This window comes from Microcoleus sp. PH2017_05_CCC_O_A (assembly GCF_020738785.1).
Lineage (GTDB): Bacteria > Cyanobacteriota > Cyanobacteriia > Cyanobacteriales > Microcoleaceae > Microcoleus.
Map to the genome: position 1 here is coordinate 58,286 of NZ_JAEQCB010000018.1, position 20,425 is coordinate 78,710.

The window sequence follows — 20,425 nt, forward strand, 5'->3', positions numbered from 1 at the left end:
TTAAAATCAACCCATATCGTTATTTTTGCTTGCAATTGGTGAAGCTCTGCCTTAATCTCATCAATTAGCCCCAGCAGCCTGAATGCTTTGCTAATTGCCAGATAATTATATTGGCAGCAACTCAAAGCGTGCAATTTTACTTGACAACGGAGGAATTATCCCATGACCCAAGCTAACTTTTCTGACGACACGCAAACTATCACTGAAGTTGTGACAGTAGACCTAGTGAGTGACCAGCCAGGGGTCATCACTACAATGACCTCAGAAACTCCAGGGAGCCAGTCCCAAGATATTAAAGATCAAATTCTCACAATTTTGTCGGAGCTTCCAGCTTATCTCTCAACCTTTTTTGTTGAATATCAAAAACCTCTGATAACTATTGGTTTAATCCTGGCAGGCGCTATTAGTATTAAGGTAACGCTGGGAGTTTTAGATGCTCTTAATGATGTCCCTTTGGTAGCTCCATTTTTTGAGTTGATTGGTATCGGATATACGGGTTGGTTTGTTTACCGCTATTTGCTCAATGCTACTAGCCGCAAAGAGTTGTTGACGGAAATTGATTCTTTAAAAGAACAAGTTGTCGGTCAAGATTCTTAATTAGACAGTTGACAGTTGACAGTTGACAGTTGACAGTTGACAGCTCGCTTAGAGAAGGGTTGACAGAAGGAAAAGGGAATATTGAGAGCATCTCAGTTTTGCATTTGTATGTAGTGCTGTCCCTGATCGCGAGCGGGGACAGCACTGTAAAAAAATGTTTTTTGAAAAAATGACATACTCCCGGGAATATTTTCCAAATCTTCCCCTCTCCCCCTCTCAATTCGGATGGCAAACTTGTTGCAAAGTGGCGGTAAAGTCGGGGTAGGAAATGGCAGCGGCTTCGGCCCGGTGAATGTTAGTAATACCTGTAGCGTTGAGGGCTGCGATCGCCAAACTCATCGCTATTCTGTGATCGGTGTAGCTGTCAACATCCGCGCCAGTTAACGGAGTCCCCCCGGTAATTTCCAAACCGTCGGGTAACTCGGTAATTTTGGCTCCCATGCGGTTGAGTTCCGCAGCAGTCACGGCCAGCCGATCGCTCTCTTTGACTCGCAAGTCGGCCGCATCTCGAATGATGGTAGTACCCGACGCAAAGGCTGCGGCTACTGCCAAAATGGGGATTTCGTCAATCAGTCGGGGAATTAAGTCGCCAGCAATGGTGCATCCCCGCAACTGTGGGGAAGAGCGAACCAAGATATCTGCTACCGGTTCCCCCGCAGCATCTCGCTGATTTTGCAGTTCAATGTCCGCCCCCATCATCTCCAAAGCTTCCAAAATACCTGTACGAGTGGGATTGACACCGACATTTTCGACTACGAGTTCGGAACCTGGGACGATCGCCCCAGCAACTAGCCAAAATGCCGCCGAACTAATATCTCCCGGTACAATTACATTCTGTCCTTGCAGTTGCGCTGGGCCACTGACTGTCACGCTACAAGTTTCTGGATCGACGCTCAATTTAGCTCCAAACGCCCGCAGCATCCGCTCGCTGTGATCCCGCGACAGAGAGGGTTCTGTGACTGTAGTATCTCCATCAGCCATCAAACCGGCTAGCAAAATGCAGGATTTAACTTGAGCTGAGGCGATCGGCGAATGGTAGTGAATCCCTTTTAACTGCTGTCCGAGTATCCCTAAAGGAGCTAAAGAATTGCTCTTTCTACCCCAAATTTGCGCGCCCATTTGTTGCAGCGGCTTAATTACGCGTGACATGGGGCGCGATCGCAAAGAACTGTCACCCGTTACCGCATAAAAACGCCCCGGATGAGAGGCTAAAATTCCCAACATCAACCGCATCGTCGTGCCGGAATTACCCGCGTCCAAGACTTCCAGAGGCTCCTGTAACTCACCAATTCCAACGCCCCGGACAGTCACCCGTTCCTCGTTGAGTTCCGAAACGGAGGCTCCCAGAAGGGAGAAACATTTAGCAGTGCTGCGGGGGTCTTCTCCTAGCAGCAGTCCCTCAATTGTAGTTTCACCGCGGGCGATCGCACCCAACATCAAAGCGCGGTGAGAAATCGACTTATCGCCCGGAACTCGAATCCTGCCTCGCAGCGACAAGCCCGAGGCAGGTTTTTGAATGCTTAAAGTTTGACTTTCGCTCTTGGGCGAAGTAGTTATAATGGCAGCTTGCATGAGATAGACTAGGATGGGACGGCGTTAGCTATCCTAACCTTTTCCCAGTCATAAGTCATACCATTTTAGATTTTAGATTTTAAATTTTAGATTGGGGAATGACAGACTGCATAAGGGTTGGGAGCAGGTGGATACAGTTCCATTATTTGCTAAAACTGCGATCGGCTACAGGGGAGAGGAGATGCAACTGTACGGGTTTTACCTGAATTTCACAATTACAGTCCGTATATCTGCTGAGATTTCAGGTTCAGCTCTGAGTTATCGATCGGATAATTGACTTTGGACTGAACAAATTTATATTTCTGACTGCGAATTGTAGATTTTGTATTTTTTTACCAAAAGCTCCGGAATTTAGAGCCCAGATAATCTAAAATCTAAAATCTAAAATCAAAACTCTAAAATCTCAAACTGCCCGAACCACAATAACTCCTACACTTTTATTTATGCTGACGCATCATCGCAAGCCTGTAAGTTTATCGCTAGTATCCACAGATTTACCTTTGTGGTCAGTTGTTGAAACCGCTGGTACCCTGTATCAAAAAGACCGGGATCGCTTTCACTTGTTGTTGCACGAACCAGCAATACTCGATCGGCAATTTTCCGACGCATCTGACACATCTGGCGAGCAAGTTACGATCTTGCCCACAACTACAAAACCCCGGTTGCTGTGGCTGGAAGTTTCGCCCTATCGAGTGATTATGACGATGCAAGGAAACGGCAAGTACAGTTACCGCCACTGCTGGGAACGCGGAATGTACGGCCTGAGCCGTTATTGGCTTCAGGGCGAATCGCTGGCGACTCCCGAACAGTTGCGCCTCCGAAACTTCACCCGCAACTTGACCCTGACAGGCAAGCCGGAACCGGAACACCTGCGGTTAGAATATGAGTTGTGGTCGGAAAAAGTACAACTCGGTTCCTATATTTTGAATCTAGAAATTCATCATTAAATTTGGGAATTGGGCATTGGGCATTGGGCATTGGGAATGGGTAATTAGTCAGAAGTCATTGGTTATGATGTAGGCGATCGCCAAAAACAATAACATCTTGCTGGATATTATAATTGATTTTCTGGTTGTTTTTGTAATTACCTATTTAGCGATCGCTCTTACAATAATTAATGAGTTTTTCAGTCAAAGCGTCTTGATCTTTGGCTGCTTGATTTGCTCGCTGTCCCGCTTGGACAATATCCGCTTTAGCTTTTTTGATTTGCTCTCGACCTTCTATACTTGTAGAAGCCCGATTTCCTGCCTCAAGAGCTTTGCCCATGTCGCCGATTCCTTGACCCATTTCCCCGAAAAATTTAACCGACGGCGCCTGAATTTCTTTGAGGGTTGCATCTGTGATTCGCAAAGCCTCAATTTCTTTAGCTGTCTGGTTCAAATCTTTAGCTAAGTTCTTGCTCGTTGCAGCATCGTAGGTGCCGTTCTTAAAATTGATGAGAGCGTTGCCTTTGGTGACAATTGCAATAAGTTTGGTACACTGGACAGTTCGGTTATCGCCGCTGCAACTAATCGTCAGCGTACAGCAAGCAACAACTACGAACAGGATGGCAATTTGTTTGCGAAAAAAGTACATGAATCCTCGGTTGCAAAAAGTAAATTATGGGATGTTGTAGTAGAGTGTTTCAGTCGATTTTCCATTTTTAGATTTGAGATTTACTCCTCGATCTGAATCTGGGGGCTTTAACTGGGGTCTAAAATTGGGAGCGATCGCTTGACAGGGGTACGTCGAACGGTATCCGTTTTTTGGCAAGGGCGATCGATATATCCACTGTCAAAACACTCCTGCGGCTTTCAGACACGCTCTGCTAAACTAAACTACGTAGCCGTTTAGGAACTATGGTCAAAAACAGCAATAACCTACAGAAGGGCAGCATTTGGGGATATCTTACCCTGCTTTTGCCTATTTGCTTGACGGCGGTTGCCAGTTTCGAGTCGGGAACGATGTTTTGGGCGATCGCCACCACAGCGGGCGTTGCTTGGGCTTACAAGCTTTACCAGCAGCAGCAAAAACACAGACTCGCTCATTTAGACTCGGTTTTCTACAGGTTGATCAAGGAAAATCAAGGGCGAGTTACGGCCTTGGATTTGGCGATGAATGCGAAACTCCCGGGAGAAAAGGTTCAAGAATATCTCGACGAACGGGCTCTTGAGTTTGCCGCCGATTTTCAAGTAACCGAAGAAGGCGGAATTTTGTATTATTTTCAAATAGCCCCCACTGTCACTCAAAGCGAAACACCTAATGTCGCAATAGCTGTTCAAGAGCCTCCCACAAATCGGGAAAAAGCACAAGAGAAAAAACCAAATTTATTTCCGATTGCTCAAACCAAGACTCCTCAAAAGCCCAAAATCTCTTTTACCCAAACAGAACTTTCCCGCAGGTTCAAGGTTCATGCAAGTACGATCGGCAAATGGAAAGTTAAGCCAGAGTTTGCTCAGTGGAGTAGCGAAAAAGACCCGGAGGCGATCGCCTGGGAATATTCTACAGACAACAAGCGATTTTATCCCAAAGATTGATCGGAACAGTTGACAGTTGACAGTTGACAGTTGACAGTTGACAGTTGACAGTTGTTGACAGTTGACAGTTGACAGTTGACAGTTGTTGACAGTTGACAGTTGACAGTTGACAGTTGATAGTTGACAGTTGATAGTTGACAGTTGGAAGAGGGAGAAAGACATAAACAGCAAGCTTTTTAGCGATCCGTATTGTAGATTTAATTAGGTGGACTTACTTGTGGGTTCAAATATACAAAGAAACCGGGTTTATACGAAGTTCTGCGGTTGGTAACGAAGAATTTCGGAATAAAGGGGGTTTTTGAAACTCGATCGCGTCCTGGAAAGATTATGCTCGCTGTTGACCGATCGACCTCTTTAGGTTAGTTTATGTAAAATCCTGTTTAATAGAGTTTGCCCGATAAATATCGGTAAATTCGATCGCCATATCTGTTCATTTTTTCTTCTATGTCCACACCAACCTTGCGAGTAATCGCGCGCCTCGTAGCCTTTCCCGACAAAGTAGCAGAACTTAAATCTCTACTTCTGAGCATTATGGAGCCAACTCGCCAAGAAGAAGGCTGCATCAAATACGAACTTCTCCAAAATCAAGCCGATCCTACAGATTTTACCTTCCTTGAAGAGTGGGAAAGTGCAGCTTTGCTCGAACAGCATCTCGCCTCAACTCACATTCAAGCCGCAGTGAAGAAATTAGACGGTTTAGCAGTTGCGCTTCCAGATATTCGCCGCTATGAATTGTTAGCTTAATTGGTTTTTAGGTTGAGTTAAATTAATGTCTGCTACATCTTCGATACCCCCTAACAGATAGGTACGTAGTTGGGATGCGAGCCCTCTTTAGACATACATATAAAGAGGGCTGAAGCCCAACTACGTACCTAAATTTCTATGATGGCTACTATAAAACCCCCTTAATAAAGGTGGAAGAAGAGTTAGAGTTAAAATTGTAGCAATTTCCGAGATTTTTATGACAGTAGCAACAATCAAGCAGTTATTTACTTATCCAATTAAAGGGCTAACACCGCAAGCAATGTCGGAGTTTGCTTTAACGAAAGGACATGGTATTAAGGGCGATCGCGCTTTTGCGCTGCTGTTTACAGATTATCTTGAAGGTGCAAAGATGCCCGCCTATAGCGCGTCTTGGATTAGCAAAAAATATTTGGCGGTTCAAAACGATTGGCCTCTGCTAGCAGCTTTGGAATGCCATTATCAACCGGAAACGGCTGTTTTAACAGTCAAGCGTCAAGGAGTTGCAGTGTTGTCAGCAGAAACGAACACAACAGCGGGGCGCGATCGCATCAGCACTTTTTTTACCGACTATCTGGCGGCGACTCAACCAACAAAAGAAGCGAGACACCCGCAGTTTGCACCTTTGCGGTTAATCGGTAACAGTAGTGGGGAAACTCGTTATCCCGATCGAGAACCGGTACATATTTCTCTCCTCAGTCAAGCTACACTCGATCGATTAACCGAAGTCGCCCAGCAAAATATAGATGTGGGCAGATTTCGCCCAAATGTTGTGCTAGAGGGCATTTCAGCTTGGTCGGAATTTGAGTTAATCGGAAAACAGTTTCAATTAGGTGCAGCACGGATCGAAGTTACAGCACGAATTGGTCGCTGTGTCAACGTAGAAGTAAATCCACAAACGGGCGATCGAGATATAGCCCTACTCAGTTTACTACAACAAGAATTTGGTCACGCACAAACAGGAGTTTTAGCCAAAATTATCAACAGCGGTACAGTTAAAATCGGCGATAATTTGAATTACTAGAAAACCGGGCGGTTGAAACCGCGTCTATACAGACAAAACCCGCCTCCGCGGGTTGAATAAAACCGAGCGATTGAAACCGCCGTCTGATCTTGTGGGGTGGGCATCTTGCCCGCCCCAAATAGGCTGCTCACCCTTCCTCCGAAATCCGCACCTTATTACCAATTAACTTCAGAAAACTCACTCCAAAATGTTGAATTTCCAAAAAATTAGCATAAGCAGGAGTTGACTTATAAACTCTAAAAGTCCGCATAATTCCCAAAGTTGCCGCACTCTCCAGCGGGCCAACAAAGCTAGTATCTCTGTCCAAAAAATGAGACTGCTTAGCCCAGTGAGCCATCTGTTCCGCATTCAAAAAATAGCAACCGGAATGAGGATTCAAAGTCCGCTCAAAAGAGATTGGCTGTTCCATAATTTTCCCTGCCAACTGCGGCTGCTCCTCCACATTTTGAAATTTAGCAGTAGCTCCTGGCACTAAATCACCATCAATATATGCTTTAAAAACAGCACCTTGAGGCGATACTTCATAGCGATTGGGTTGCAACAAATTTCCATGTCCACCATGATGAGTAAACCAATTTAATTTACTAAAAAACCACGGATCGTGGAGAACTAAATCATCTTCCAAATAACAGAAGTAATCGTATTTGTTAAGGCAAGAACGCAAAACAGCTTGACACTCAAACCCCAACAGCAGCGGTTCGCATTTGGTAGCGTGGTGCATAAAAGACCTCGGCTGCACTGGCAATTGAGGCAACAGATGATAACCTTGAGTAGTGCAAATAACAATATCAATTTGGTGCTTTTGAGATTGATTTGCTGGGATAGTGGCACATTCGCCAATGTCAATCATGCACTGAGATTTGCCATACAAAGCTTGCAGCGAAGTCACGCAAGCAGTTAAAGCATTGATGCGCGGTTGCGGATCGTTTCGTTGGGAAGCGTGTTTCCCGTCGCCACTGGGATTGTAGAAGTGAGCAATAGTGAATAGGATTCGCATTTGTGTGGATTAACAATTAAAAAATTAACAATAAAACAGAATACCGGGCGGTTGAAACCGCGTCTACACAGACAAAACCTGACGGGAGCAGGTTTCCGAGCGGACGGTGAAAATTACGTTTTTTTCTTCAGTTGGCGTCCGGCGGACATCGCTTGTATAGCAGCGGTTTCAACCGCCGTCTTATCTTATCTTATCCCAAGCGTATTGCACAATAACCCCTATAAATCTTACCGCATTCAGTCGGTAAACAACTCAGGCAATCGCGATCGCAACTCAGCGTTTAAACGTGGCAACTCATCTCGCATTTGCAAGTACCAGTCTCGGCGCTCGCGGTAGTGCCCGCACAGCAAGCGGTTGTCGCGCACCCATTCGTAAGCATTCGCGGCTATTTCCTGGCGCATAGAAGTGTCGGAAATCAGCGAATTTAGCTTAGTTTCAAACTCTTTTTCATGTTTGTAAATCAATCCGGTTTCACCTTCTACTATCGAATGTTCGTACACGGTTGGACTCGCCAGCACGGCTACTCCTCGCGCCGCACATTCAATGAATTTTAAGTCAGATTTCATTTCGTTAACCGGGTTGACAACGAGCGGCAGCAAAGCTATATCGCAACTGTACATGATTTCTTGATACCGTTCGTAACTGCAAAAAGATTCAAATTCCTTTTGCTGTATTTCCAAAGATTCAAAAAATCTGCGATCGTGGATAACTTTAACTCGAATCAGGTGTTTGTGTGCAGCTAAAACTCGATTCAGTGCTGCCATAATTGGCTGCCAATCATTCTCGCGGTTGAGCGCGCCAAAAAATATTGTGACGGTATGTTCTGCTGGATAGATTCGCGGCGGAGGTAGATAGGCTAGTTGATTGGGAAATACGGCAACATTATGATTGTAGTGACGCAAAATTTTGGCTAGCGGTTCTGTGGTAGTTTGAACGCAGTGACAGCCCCGATAGCTGAGGTAATTATTGTCTGCGTATTCGCGGCGGCGGACGGGATTGTCGTCAATTTCGGCTACTATTAAATAGTCTTGTTTTAGTAGTTCTTTGAGTTTGGGAATGTAAGCCGGATATTGCATGATTGTCCGTTGCCAGACGAAGACTTTTTCTTCTCCCGGAAACTCGGTAATTAATGCTGCTGTTTTCACTCCCGATACGGTGCGGACACCGGGAATTGTGGCGCTAAATTTGTCCGGTTCCAGAACTCGCACGCGATCGCACCCTGTAGGAGCCATAATAATGGTTTGGATCAGCAGTCTGCGCGGCTGTACGGTCGATTTGGTCGATCGCACAATATAATATTCAGCACCAGTTTCCGTAGCAAAATCGCTGGATTTGAGCTCTAACGCCTTCACCATTGGATGCAGCAATTGCTGGAATTGGGCAAAATTTTCGGTTTTGTGTCCCTTCCCTTGCAATTCATAAACCTGCAATCCGGCTTGAGCAAATAATGATTTAATTCTTTCCAGGGTAAACCAGTGCTGCATCTTGCTGTCGGGATTTTCCCAATGTCCCCGCAACAGATTGACAATGCGCCGCCAGTATTGAACGTTGGGAATTGTGGCGAAAACTTGCCCCTCCGGCTTGAGTAAAGCACTGTACTGCTGTAGTATCTCCCAGGGGTTTTTGAGATAGGGTAGCAAGTCGCCAAAAATCAAGCAATCGACAGTTCCGGGTTCGATGTCGAGACTGGCGATCGCCATTTCTTCAATATCGGCTACCGCCACCCAGTTTAGTCGATCGACTGCAATTTTCGCTTTTTCGCGATCGCATTCAATGCCAATATACTGACAGTGGGGATTGATCAGCTTGTAGTGTTCGCCCCTAGAACCAGTACCGCAGCCAATTTCAACAATGACTTTAGCATCCGGCGGTAGCAGCTTGAAGAGGTCGTGGTTGGCGCGATCGATCACTTTCTCTAAAATTCCTGATTAGTTTGCCGTAAAATAAAGCAGAGCAATCCATGTCAACAGACCAGCAGACGAAGGTTAGCATGGCGATGCCAGTATACAATGGCGATCGGCACATTTGTCAAGCACCAAATTTTCGCGATGCCAACTCTTTCTCTTCCCTCTCTTCTGGCCCTCTGCGTACTCTGCATACTCTGCGGTTCATTTAAATCTTGTTCGCCAATCGTGCAAAGATTGATATACGTTAGCAAATATTCGGCAAAATTATAATTTGCGCTAAACCATACTCTCATGCAAGCTCAATTGAGGCGATCGATCGATTCGGCTGATTCCCCAAAAATAAACACAGCACTGTACTAAATACATTATAAATTATGAATCCTAATTTAGGAATAAACATCGCCGGATACATCAACGGCGAATTTGGCATAGGAGAAGGAGTAAGAGCCAACATCAGAGCCGCAGAAGCCGCCGGAATTCCCTTGGCTATCAACAATTTTACCCGCAGTCCCCACCGTAAAAAAGACACCACATATCAAAACTTTAGCCCAGACAATCCCCATCCGGTAAATCTAATTCAAGTCAACGCTGATGAAGTTAAAACTTTCATCAAAGATAGAGGTTCCAGCTATTTTGAGAATAAATACAATATCGGCTTTTGGGCCTGGGAACTTCCCGGATTTCCTCCCCAATGGCAGCCAGCATTTAATCACTTTCACGAAATCTGGACTTACAGCAATTCTTGTGCAGAAGCAATTTCTCAAGTTTCGCCAATTCCAGTCATCAAAATCATGCCCAGTATTTTTTTACCTGCACCTTCCCTCAGCAGGGAAGAACTACATTTACCTAAAGATAAATTTATTTTTCTGTTTGTCTTCGACTTTTGCAGCCGCATCGAACGCAAAAATCCTTTGGCAGTCATCCAAGCATTTAAAACAGCTTTTGGTGAAGATGACCGCGTATTATTGCTGATCAAATCTTCCAACTCCGACAAAAATCTCAAAGATTTAGAATTGTTGAATCTTGCCATAGATGATTCTGCAAATATCAGACATCAAGACGGGTATTTATCCAAAGATGAAATCAACGGTTTGCTTTACAGTTGCGATTGTTACGTGTCGCTGCACCGCTGCGAAGGATTCGGCTTGACAATGGCTGAAGCGATGTTTTACGGCAAGCCTGTAATTGCCACCGGTTATTCATCAAATACAGAATTTATGAATGTCGGTAATAGCTTTTTAGTGAAGTATAAGTTAGTCCCAATCGAGGAAGATTGCGGGCCTTATAAAAAAGGCAATGTTTGGGCCGAACCGGATGTCGGACACGCTGCTGATTTAATGGGCTATGTTTTTAATAATTACCAAGAATCTCAAAAAATTGGAGTGGTAGCTGCTGCGGAAATTCAGACTTTACTCAACCCGCAAGTTACAGGGAGTAAAATTAGAAAACGTCTCGAATATATTGCCGAGATTACCGATAATTTTCAAAATTTGCCTCTGTCACGAATGGTCAAAGCAGAGCCTGCAAAAATTTGGGCCCAATTCAATCAAAATTCCTTGTCATTGCGAGGAACGAAGCAATCTCATCCCCAAGCTGAATTCCCAGAGTCAAACCAACAAACTCAATCAAAAAACGAACTGCGAAGCTGGCAGCCTTTGGTGAGTATTTGCATTCCGACGTACAACGGAGAGGCATTTATTGAGGAAACAATCAAAAGCGCGATCGCCCAAACTTACCGCAACATAGAACTAATTGTATCCGACGACGGCTCCACAGACCGCACAATTGCGATCGCCCAATCCTTCCAATCGCAAACATCCGCCGACTTCCGCATCATCCTGCACCGCAACTACGGCTTATCGCAAAACTGGAACTTCTGCATCCAGCAAGCCAAAGGTGAATACATCAAATTTCTGTTTCAAGACGACTTGCTGGCACCAGAATGTATCGCCAAAATGGTCGCCACCGCCCAACAAAACCCAGACATAGGTATGGTTTTCTCCCCGCGCGGCATCACCATCGCTGAAGATGAATCTCACCCAATTTTGCGGAAAGCTTCCCAATCAATCAAAGATTTGCACAAAAGTTGGTCGAATTTAAAATCTATTCAGCCCGGAAAAGACTTGCTAGCAGATGCTAACTGCTTGAACAACCCCATCAACAAAATTGGCGAACCGAGTACCGTATTAATTGCCGCCCGAGTTTTTGGCGAAATAGGATTGTTTGATTCAGGATTGTCTCAGTATGTAGACTTAGATATGTGGTGGCGGATCATGGGAAACTATCACGTCGGGTTTGTAGACGAAAAACTTTCGTCACTGCGGATTCATCCCGAACAACAAACCTGGAAAAACTTCGCTGCTGGGGAAAATCATAAAGATGTCGTCAGATTTTACAAGAAACTCCTAAATAGTCCTGATTACAGTTTCCTAAATCAACAAATTAAACAGACAATCCGGCAAAAGTTGGTATCTAGAACCCAGCCTAATATATCTGACTTGTCAGCACTGGTTGAAAAATACAAAAAATTGCCATCAAACCAGTCTATTCTGGCAAAAATGCGCCAATACCGCCAACAGCTAGCTGAGTATTGGCTGAATTTGACCGCCGAAACATTAGAAACTGCTTACTCGCAAGCAGCAGGGAAAGCTCATAAATTGCTCCTAGATAGCAGCCTCAAATATGAAAGTTTAACGGAGTCGGAACAAAGTTTTGTCCAGCAGTTATCTTCTAAACTTGCTGAAGCAGGGGAAGTTGCTGATAAGATTCAATATTCTCTGGCAGCGATGCTGTACTGCGATGCTTATCAGTTGCCGCTAGAGTATAAAAATGCAGCAATTCCCCAGTGGTTTTTTGACGATTTTTTGAATTTCCTATTTCAGTCTCCGGCTTGCTTTCAACAAACGGGAGAGGTTGAAAGATATTCTCAATATTTCCAGCAGCTAATCGAGTACGTGTCTGCTAATATCGCCAGTTTTCCAGATTCGGAAGTTTGGCGTTATTTGGCGGCTTTTGTGGCACAAAGTGTTAGCTTCAAAGCTTTGTATTTAAGTGAGAAAAATCTGGTCAATGTCTTGAGCCAGCGAGCTGATATTCTGGAATTTCACTTCAAAAATATTGGCTCTAAAATAGACTGGAATTTTGCTGATAGATCACCTCGACGAACTAAAGTTAGAGTCGGCTTTTTGCTCTACAAAATTAGTGCTGAATTTGAGACTTTTGCTGCTCTTTCAGGTTTTGAATATTTAGACAGAGACAAATTTGAAGTTATCGTGTATCATTTCCAGGTACAAGATGAGAAACTGGCGCAATATTGCGGAAGTTGTGCTGACAAGTTGGTGCAACTTTCGGAAGATTTGCCACAGCAAGTGCAGGAAATTCGATCGCACGATTTAGATATTCTGCTAATTAGCACCAATATCGCCGACACTTCCGGGCCCAGCGCGCTGCTGTGCTTGCACCGACTGGCGCGGGTGCAAATTGCTACCGCTGCATCCACTCCCGCCACTACCGCAGCCCGCAATATCGATTGTTTGATTGTCGGAGATTTGACTTTGCCGGCAGATGCACCAGAGTATCGCGAAAAATTAATTACTTTAGAAGGGTCGGGAGTTTGTTTCAGCTATCCTGTAGAGTTAGCCCCTGCCACCGTTGAACCGACTCGCAGCAGTTGGGGAGCCACCGATGAATCTGTAGTGTTCATGTCCTGTGCTCGGGCTCGGACAATTATCCCAGAATTGCGAGAAACTTGGGCAAAAATTATTGCGGGTGTACCGAATTCTATTTTAGTTTTGTATCCCTTTCGATCGCGCACCGAAAACTATCCGACGGTGCCTTTTTACCACCAAATTCGATCGACTTTCGGGGAATTTGGAATTGACAAAAAGCGGGTAGTTGTGATACGAGCGCTATCAAATCGTGCAGATTGCATAAAATGTCTGGAATTGGCTGATATATATTTAGACTCCTATCCATACAGCGATGCCGGCCCCTTTGCTGAACCGCTGTTGGCCGGGTTGCCTGTAGTGGCAAGAAAAGGGCAAAAAACTCGATCGGGACAATTTGCAGCAGTCCTCGAAGAACTACAACTTCCGGAACTGGTAGCACATAGCGAGAACTCTTATATAGAACTGAGTACAGCACTGGGAACAAACCCAGAACTGCGCCGGCGCTATCGGGATCGAATCCAGCAAACAATGGCGGCAAATCCCAAAATTCTCGACAGTCGCGCTTACTCCCATCAAATAGGCAAACTATTTGAAAGGAACCCCGTCTGGATGCAAAGCGTCAAGAAATAGACAGCTATAGCGCTAGGTTTCTTAACGCTCTGCTATCATCGGGAGATTGAGGGGTTAGTGGTTGTCGCTCTTTTCCTGCCACAGCTAAATTAAAAGGGGAAGCGCAAGTCAGTTGGAGATTAAAAAATGACAGGACTTTTTCAAATAGGCGATAAATTACTGCAAGCTCAGGATATGCCATCGCTCCTGAAGCGTTACCAGTTGATGCCCCAATTCTTGCGGGGTGTAATCATCGACCAAGCGATCGCATCCTTTAGTTGCAGCGACGAAGAACGCAAATCCGCCGTCGAGAACTTTCTGGTACAGCACCAACTGACAGCCCCCGACGCCAGAGAAGCTTGGCTGCGGAGTCAAAATATGACAGAAGAAGAACTTCAAGAGATGGCCGTCAGGCCCTTGCTGATCGAAAAATTTAAGCAAGAGACTTGGAGACCTAAAGTAGATAATTATTTTTTAACCCGCAAAGCCAGTCTAGACCACGTAGTCTATTCCCTGGTACGCACCAAAAATCCAGCACTGGCAAACGAACTTTACTTCCGCATCCTCGAAGGGGAACAAACCTTTGCTGAAGTAGCTCGCGACTTCTCGGAAGGCCCAGAGTCAAAGTCGGGCGGCCTGTTGGGCCCAGTACCCCTCAGTCAGCCTCACCCGGCAATTAGTAAACTTTTATCAGTCAGCCAGCCAAATCAACTTTGGACGCCCCGTCCTCTGGCAGAATGGATGGTAATTATTCGACTAGAAAAGTTCATGCCGGCCCAGCTCGACGAATCGATGCGGCTGCACCTGATTAACGAACTCTTTGAAAGCTGGCTCGCCGAACAAATATCGCAAATAGGCCCGCTACAGCCCCTCTCTTCGGTGTCTTCAATATCATGACTTCTTCCGCTGTTTCCCTCTCCCAAATTCAGGATTTCTTAGCTCAAACACCTCCCTTTGACCGACTGTCAGAGACGGATCTAACGGCCTTGGTGGCTAAATGCCAGCTCCTTGGCTACCGGACGGGGCAACCCCTGTTTGAACGCGAAAAAATGCCGACTCAGGTGGCAATTATCTATCAAGGTCAGGCCCGGCTGCTGGGCTTTGACCAGCGATCGCAACGCCACGTCAGTTTGCGGTTGGTGCAGTCGCAGGAAATTCTCGGCTGGGCGGGTTTGCTCAGGGGAGTTCCCTGCGAAACTGCGATCGCCTCTACAGATGTAATCGCGATCGTCCTACCTGCTGAAGATTTCCTGAGTGTACTGGAAAAACAGCCGACATTTGGAGAAGCTTTTCACGCTCACTCTTCCTTGAGCGAAGTGTTTGAACTGTTGAGCCTGGAATTGCAGCGCCAAGCCGACGGCACTTCGGATCTCAAGGAACTAACTCGGCAAGCTTGGGAAGACGCGACAGTTGTCAACGTCCCAAAGGGTAACAAAAAAACTCAAGACCTCGCTAACGAACTAGATGCCGATCGAATTTGGCTAGTCAGCAGCGGCGTCTTGGGCGAGTTTCCCACCGGCAGCCGCTTCTCTGTTGAAAAGGCAGCCAAATCCTTAAAAGTAGAAGGCAGCGCCGGTGCCCGCTTGGTAGGCTTCCGGCAACCCTCAGCATCACCATCAGAGCTAGAAGATCCCTTAACTGGCGAGACAGACACAGGAACAGGAGGCTTAGGGAAAAAGCGAGGCATCATTTTTGATGATGTACCCATCGCCCCACCTCGTCCCCCAGAATCCAAAATCGACGCACCAAAGGATGCGGGGAAATATCCAGTTTTCCCCGCCAAAGGGCAAATAGATGCCCCGCTAGCTTGCTTCCAAATGTTGAGCAAGTATTTTGGTATCAAATTTCGTCGGGATATCATCCGCAAAGTTCTAGAAAATCAGTTAAAAACCGCTGGTGTTATCAATCTGCAAGCCTGTGGGGCGATCGCCCAAAGCATCGGCCTGACCCCTCAATTGGCGCAAGTGCCAGCAGATGCGATCAACCGGATCAAAGCTCCGGTCATGATTAAATTCCTAGATAGCTTTGCCATTGTTTACAGCATCACCGAGCAAGAATTGGTACTAGCCAGCCCAGAAAAGGGGCTGATGCGGATGCGGGTACCTCAGTTTAGAGAAGACTGGGGAGAACAGGGAGAAGTCCTGCTGCTGCAAGAGCCGCAAGTCGAACAAAAAGAGCAGTTCAGCTTCTGGTGGTTTGTGCCGGCGCTGATGGAACACAAAACAGTATTTATTGAGGTATTGCTCGCCTCGTTTTTTGTGCAACTATTTGGTCTTGCCAACCCTTTAATCAGCCAAGTAATTATTGATAAAGTATTAGGTCAGCGCAGCATCGACACCTTGGATATTTTGGGTGCGTTTCTGTTAGGTGTTGCCCTATTTGAAGGACTCCTCAACGGTTTGCGTACCTTCTTATTTGTAGATACTTCCAACCGCATTGATGTCAAATTGAGTGCGGAGGTAATCGACCACTTGCTCAGGCTGCCCCAGAGTTATTTTGACAACCGGCGCGTCGGAGATCTGGTCTACAAATTCAGCATGATGGGCCAGATTCGGGAATTCATGACAGGTACCGCTCTGACTGTGGTTCTCGATGCAGTATTTTCGGTGGTTTACGTCGCCGTGATGCTTTCCTACAGTGTGAAGCTAACCTTCGTATCTTTGGCAGTTGTCCCGGTACTAGCGCTGATGATTGTTCTGATCAATCCGCTGGTGCTGCGCCTGATCAAACAAAGAAATATGCGTTTTGCTGACTCTCAATCCTATCTAGTGGAAGTAGTCAGCGGAATTCAAACTGTTAAGGCTCAAAATATTGAATTGAAATCCCGCTGGGAGTGGTCTAGCCGTTACGCAAAATATATTACAGCCAGTTTTAAAACAATTCTGACCGGGACTACGGCAGGTACGATTAGTGGTTTTTTAAACCAAGTGGGTAACTTGGCTCAGTTGTGGGTGGGAGCTTATTTGGTACTGAGCAATGACATTACTTTGGGTCAGTTGATTGCTTTCCGAATTATTTCCGGTAACGTGACTGGTTCGCTCCTCAGGTTTGTGAGCGTGTGGCAGAGTTTCCAAGAGGTCTCGATGTCGATCGATATGCTCAAGGATATCATCGACAAACCCACGGAAACCAGCGAGGAAGACCGGAGCAATATCCCGCTGCCGGCAATTCAAGGGCAGGTTACCTATGAAGAGGTTTCCTTCCGATTCCTAGAGAGCGGCGCGCTGCAATTGGCGAATGTGAACTTGGAATTTCCCCAGGGCAGTTTTGTGGGAATTGTGGGGGGAAGCGGTTCCGGTAAGAGTACGGCGATGAAGCTGTTGCAGCGTCTTTATGCCCCGCTTTCGGGCCGGATTTTTATTGACGGCTATGACATTGCCAAGGTGGAATTATATTCGCTCCGCAGTCAGCTTGGCGTGGTACTGCAAGATACTTTGCTGTTTAACTGTACTGTCCAAGAAAATATTGCTTTGAGCAATCCCGATGCGAGTACGGATGAGATTGTACGAGCTGCGAAATTAGCTGTAGCTCACGATTTTATCATGGGCTTGCCCGCTGGTTACAATACGGTGGTGGGAGAACGTGGTGCGTCGCTTTCTGGGGGTCAACGGCAGCGTTTGGCGATCGCCCGGACGATTTTGCAAAACCCGAAACTGCTGATTTTGGACGAAGCTACAAGCGCCTTGGACTACCATTCCGAACGCCAAGTTTGCAACAACTTAGCAGAATCTTTCGCCGGCCGCACGGTGTTTTTCATTACTCACCGCCTGACTACAATCCAAAACGCCGACATAATAATTATGATGGATCAAGGTTCTGTAGTCGAGCGCGGAACTCATAAAGAATTAATGGCTCTGAAAGGGCGTTACTACTGCCTATTCCAACAACAAGAGTCATCGAACACATAATCATGGGGAATGGGGAATAGGTAATAGGTAATAGGTAATGGGTAATAGGTAATAGAGGGTTGGGATATGAGTAGACCGGATTTTGAAGATTTGGATGTTTACAAGTTGGCTGAAAAACTAGCAAATCAGGTTTGGTTTATTGTCAAAGAGTGGGACTTTTTTACGAAAGATACTATGGGGAAACAACTTGTACGTGCAGCCGATAGTGTTTGTGCTAATATTGCAGAAGGACGGGGCAGGTATAATTATCAAGACAATCGGCGTTTTGTGAAGATTGCCAGAGGCTCTTTGTATGAAACAATCAGTTTGTTGAGACTGGCATATGCTAGAAAATTGTTGGGAATAGAACAGGTAAATAAATTCCAACCAATAATTGATGACTTGTCGCCAAAGCTAAATGCTTATCTAAACTCAATAGGTGGTAAGCAAGAAAAAATGATTGATAAAATATCTGATATCGATCGTAAATAAAAAAAACTCCCAATTCCCATTACCAATTCCCAATTGCCAATTCCCAATTCCCAATTCCCAATTCCCAATTCCCAATTCCCAATTCCCAATTCCCAATTCCCAATTCCCAATTGCCAATTCCCAATTCCCAATTCCCAATTCCCAATTGCCAATTCCCAATTCCCAATTCCCAATTGCCAATTCCCAATTCCCAATTCCCAATTCCCAATTCCCAATTCCCAATTGCCAATTCCCAATTCCCAATTCCCAATTCCCAATTCCCAATTCCCAATTCCCAATTCCCAATTCCCAATTCCCATTACCAATTCCCAATTCCCAATTCCCAATTCCCAATTCCCAATTCCCAATTCCCAATTCCCAATTCCCAATTCCCCATTACCCATTACCCAAATAACATATGGCTATGAAATCGGTAATCCTTTCTGAACAAGCAGTCATTCTGGAAAAACCAGCGATTTGGTCGCGCTTGTTTTTGTGGACGATCATGCTGATGACCACTTCTGCCGTAGTTTGGGCTTATTTTGCTAGCGTAGAGCAAGCTGTCCCCGCTGTCGGCCAATTGGAACTCAAAGATGGTGCTAGAGACATCCAAGCGCCTGCTACGGGCGCTGTGGTGAGGCTGCACGTCGAAAATGGCGATCGGGTAGAAAAAAACCAGCCCCTGCTCACTTTCAACCCCCTTGCACCCAGTGCTGATTTAACATCGATTAAGAAAACTAAAGAAGCGCTGGAAAAGGAAAATAAATTTTACGAAGATGTCGTCAGCGGCAAAGTTCAAGGCCCTATTCCTTCCAACCTAGAATCCACAATCAAAGACAGACAGAGCCTTGCTGCACAAAATCAAGTGCTGCAAGCTTTGATTGACGAGCTGTACCTTAACCGGGGAGCCAGCGGAAATTTTGATGCCACCCAGCAAGGACTGTATGTTAATTATCGATCGGAATTTCTGTCTCGGGTAGCCGCCGCCCAAGGGCAAGTTCAGGAGTTGGACAAACAACTCAAGCAAGCTGAAAATGCTGAGAAAGCCGCCGGCGATCAAATGACGGTAGCGCAGCAACAATTGGGTTTTGCTCAGAACCAATTAAATTACTCTCAGCAGCAGTTAGCTTCTTCCCAAGAGCAAGTCAAATCAGCTCTGGCTCAGAAAGATTTGGCTGACGAACAGTTAGCCAAATCCCAACAAGTATTGAAGTCCAATCAAGGCATTTTGGGCAGACTAGGCCCGCTGGTAGAGCAAGGAGCGATCGCTGAACTGCAAAGAGAAAAACAGGAACAAGATGTTTTCAGAGGCCAAAGCGACGTTCTGAAACAGCAAGATCAAATCAAACAGCGCGAAGGCGAAATCAACGCCCGCAAAGGCGAAATCAACACCCGCCGAGGTGAGATAAATACACGCCGAGGCGAAATTAATGCGCGTCAAGGTGACATCCAAAAAATTACCGCTGAAGTACAGCGCCAGCAAGGAGAGCAAGCGCGCATTCAGGAGTCGATCGCCCGCGCCCAAGAACAGTTGAAAAACACCAAGGATGCCTGGGCCAAAGAACTTTACAGCAAAATTGCTGAAAACCAGAAACAAATTGCCAGCAGCGATTCTCAACTCAGCCGTTTTAAAGTAGAAAACCTGAAAAAGCTGTCCGAAGTAAATGCTCAGCTAGAAAAAGCCCAGCAAGTCCGCGATACTCAAATTATGAAGGCTCCCGTATCCGGCGTTATCTTCGATTTGAAACCTTCTAAGAAGGAGAATGCGAAGTTGGATCTAGCTAAAGATCCGATATGCCAATCCATTATTAACTCAGTGGTGAAGCCGGGAGAACCGCGCCCCAAACGCTGCGAAGAAGCTTATTACGAAGCGCAGCAAACAGAGAAGCTGCTCAAGGTTTTGGATGATGAAAACGGCTTGCAAGCAGTTGTTTACCTGGAAAATAGCAACGTAGCTCTTGTTTTGGATGGTATGAAAAACAAGCGAGAAAAATTAGAAAAATATCACGGCAAACAATTAGATGGAGAAAAGATTGACTGCGAAAAAGGTAAAAGCTGCCTGTGTCCTGAGAAGGAAGTTAATAGAGAGAAATTGGGTTTGACAAAATACCAATGCGTACCTGTGGATATAAATGTTGAAGCTTTCCCTGCGCTGGAGTTTGGTACTGCTGAGGGTGAAGTGAAAGAGATTAGCAGCGATGCTGAACCTCCTACTGAACTCCGGAAATACTACGCTTTCAAAACCAAAATTAAGCTGAAGACTCAAAAGTTTATTTTGAACAAGGGCAAGCCAAATGAACAGGAAGTTAACTTGCAGTCGGGAATGGCGGTAAGTTCTAATATCAATATCGGCAAGCGAACTGTTTTGCAGATGTTTATCAACCGATTTACTGGCAAACTGGATACATTCAAGACTGTTAAGTAATTCGGTTAACA

General features: G+C 45.6%; 17 protein-coding genes. 12 read left to right on the forward strand and 5 right to left on the reverse strand.

Features of this window, described 5'->3' with window-relative positions:
* Positions 1-162: 162 nt before the first annotated feature.
* Positions 163-597: a CAAD domain-containing protein gene (locus tag JGK20_RS06015; protein WP_293197819.1), complete on the forward strand. Its 435-nt coding sequence runs from the start codon at positions 163-165 to the stop codon at positions 595-597.
* A 216-nt stretch (positions 598-813) separates the two neighbouring features.
* Here the strand turns inward: JGK20_RS06015 and aroA are convergent, their stop codons facing one another.
* A complete protein-coding gene (gene aroA / locus JGK20_RS06020; protein WP_293229757.1) occupies positions 814-2,169 on the reverse strand; it encodes a 3-phosphoshikimate 1-carboxyvinyltransferase in 1,356 nt (451 codons plus the stop codon).
* Positions 2,170-2,296: 127 nt separating this feature from the next.
* Between aroA and JGK20_RS06025 the strand changes: the two genes are divergently transcribed.
* The gene (locus JGK20_RS06025) at positions 2,297-2,446 is read left to right on the forward strand and encodes a hypothetical protein (protein ID WP_293191391.1); all 150 of its coding nucleotides are present in this window, start codon (positions 2,297-2,299) and stop codon (positions 2,444-2,446) included.
* Positions 2,447-2,612: 166 nt separating this feature from the next.
* A complete protein-coding gene (locus JGK20_RS06030; protein WP_293183853.1) occupies positions 2,613-3,116 on the forward strand; it encodes a hypothetical protein in 504 nt (167 codons plus the stop codon).
* Between the two features lie 145 nt (positions 3,117-3,261).
* Here the strand turns inward: JGK20_RS06030 and JGK20_RS06035 are convergent, their stop codons facing one another.
* Complete coding sequence (locus JGK20_RS06035; RefSeq protein ID WP_293191394.1) at positions 3,262-3,744, reverse strand: hypothetical protein; 483 nt, start codon at positions 3,742-3,744, stop codon at positions 3,262-3,264.
* A gap of 263 nt (positions 3,745-4,007) precedes the next feature.
* On the opposite strand from JGK20_RS06035, the gene JGK20_RS06040 reads away from it, so the two are divergent.
* The 3 genes from JGK20_RS06040 to JGK20_RS06050 all read left to right on the forward strand — a co-directional run bounded on the left by JGK20_RS06040 (position 4,008) and on the right by JGK20_RS06050 (position 6,450).
* Complete coding sequence (locus JGK20_RS06040) at positions 4,008-4,685, forward strand: hypothetical protein (RefSeq protein ID WP_293183857.1); 678 nt, start codon at positions 4,008-4,010, stop codon at positions 4,683-4,685.
* A gap of 444 nt (positions 4,686-5,129) precedes the next feature.
* Positions 5,130-5,429: a putative quinol monooxygenase gene (locus JGK20_RS06045; RefSeq protein WP_293183860.1), complete on the forward strand. Its 300-nt coding sequence runs from the start codon at positions 5,130-5,132 to the stop codon at positions 5,427-5,429.
* A 217-nt stretch (positions 5,430-5,646) separates the two neighbouring features.
* Positions 5,647-6,450: an MOSC domain-containing protein gene (locus JGK20_RS06050; protein ID WP_293197817.1), complete on the forward strand. Its 804-nt coding sequence runs from the start codon at positions 5,647-5,649 to the stop codon at positions 6,448-6,450.
* Between the two features lie 127 nt (positions 6,451-6,577).
* On the opposite strand, the gene JGK20_RS06055 is transcribed toward JGK20_RS06050, so the two are convergent.
* Together JGK20_RS06055 and JGK20_RS06060 are read right to left on the reverse strand one after the other, a co-directional pair.
* The gene (locus JGK20_RS06055) at positions 6,578-7,447 is read right to left on the reverse strand and encodes a calcium-binding protein (RefSeq protein WP_293229760.1); all 870 of its coding nucleotides are present in this window, start codon (positions 7,445-7,447) and stop codon (positions 6,578-6,580) included.
* Between the two features lie 236 nt (positions 7,448-7,683).
* Complete coding sequence (locus tag JGK20_RS06060; RefSeq protein WP_293183867.1) at positions 7,684-9,357, reverse strand: methyltransferase domain-containing protein; 1,674 nt, start codon at positions 9,355-9,357, stop codon at positions 7,684-7,686.
* A 50-nt stretch (positions 9,358-9,407) separates the two neighbouring features.
* Between JGK20_RS06060 and JGK20_RS06065 the strand changes: the two genes are divergently transcribed.
* The 5 genes from JGK20_RS06065 to JGK20_RS06085 all read left to right on the forward strand — a co-directional run bounded on the left by JGK20_RS06065 (position 9,408) and on the right by JGK20_RS06085 (position 18,010).
* A complete protein-coding gene (locus JGK20_RS06065) occupies positions 9,408-9,563 on the forward strand; it encodes a hypothetical protein (RefSeq protein ID WP_293201051.1) in 156 nt (51 codons plus the stop codon).
* 165 nt (positions 9,564-9,728) lie between these two features.
* Entirely contained in the window at positions 9,729-13,652 is a 3,924-nt protein-coding gene (locus tag JGK20_RS06070) for a glycosyltransferase (RefSeq protein ID WP_293183869.1), read from the forward strand.
* 126 nt (positions 13,653-13,778) lie between these two features.
* The gene (locus JGK20_RS06075; RefSeq protein WP_293183871.1) at positions 13,779-14,528 is read left to right on the forward strand and encodes a peptidylprolyl isomerase; all 750 of its coding nucleotides are present in this window, start codon (positions 13,779-13,781) and stop codon (positions 14,526-14,528) included.
* A complete protein-coding gene (locus tag JGK20_RS06080) occupies positions 14,525-17,539 on the forward strand; it encodes a peptidase domain-containing ABC transporter (protein WP_293229763.1) in 3,015 nt (1,004 codons plus the stop codon). The genes JGK20_RS06075 and JGK20_RS06080 overlap by 4 nt, the downstream gene beginning before the upstream one ends.
* Before the next feature lie 66 nt (positions 17,540-17,605).
* Entirely contained in the window at positions 17,606-18,010 is a 405-nt protein-coding gene (locus JGK20_RS06085; RefSeq protein WP_293183875.1) for a four helix bundle protein, read from the forward strand.
* Here JGK20_RS06085 and JGK20_RS06090 read toward each other — a convergent pair.
* The gene (locus JGK20_RS06090; RefSeq protein WP_293229766.1) at positions 17,951-18,364 is read right to left on the reverse strand and encodes a hypothetical protein; all 414 of its coding nucleotides are present in this window, start codon (positions 18,362-18,364) and stop codon (positions 17,951-17,953) included. The two genes, JGK20_RS06085 and JGK20_RS06090, sit on opposite strands and share 60 nt — an antisense overlap.
* A gap of 49 nt (positions 18,365-18,413) precedes the next feature.
* Here JGK20_RS06090 and JGK20_RS06095 point away from each other — a divergent pair, with 49 nt between their 5' ends.
* Positions 18,414-20,414, forward strand: coding sequence for a chromosome partitioning protein ParA (locus JGK20_RS06095; protein ID WP_293213765.1), 2,001 nt, complete (start codon positions 18,414-18,416; stop codon positions 20,412-20,414).
* The last annotated feature ends 11 nt before the right edge of the window (positions 20,415-20,425 follow it).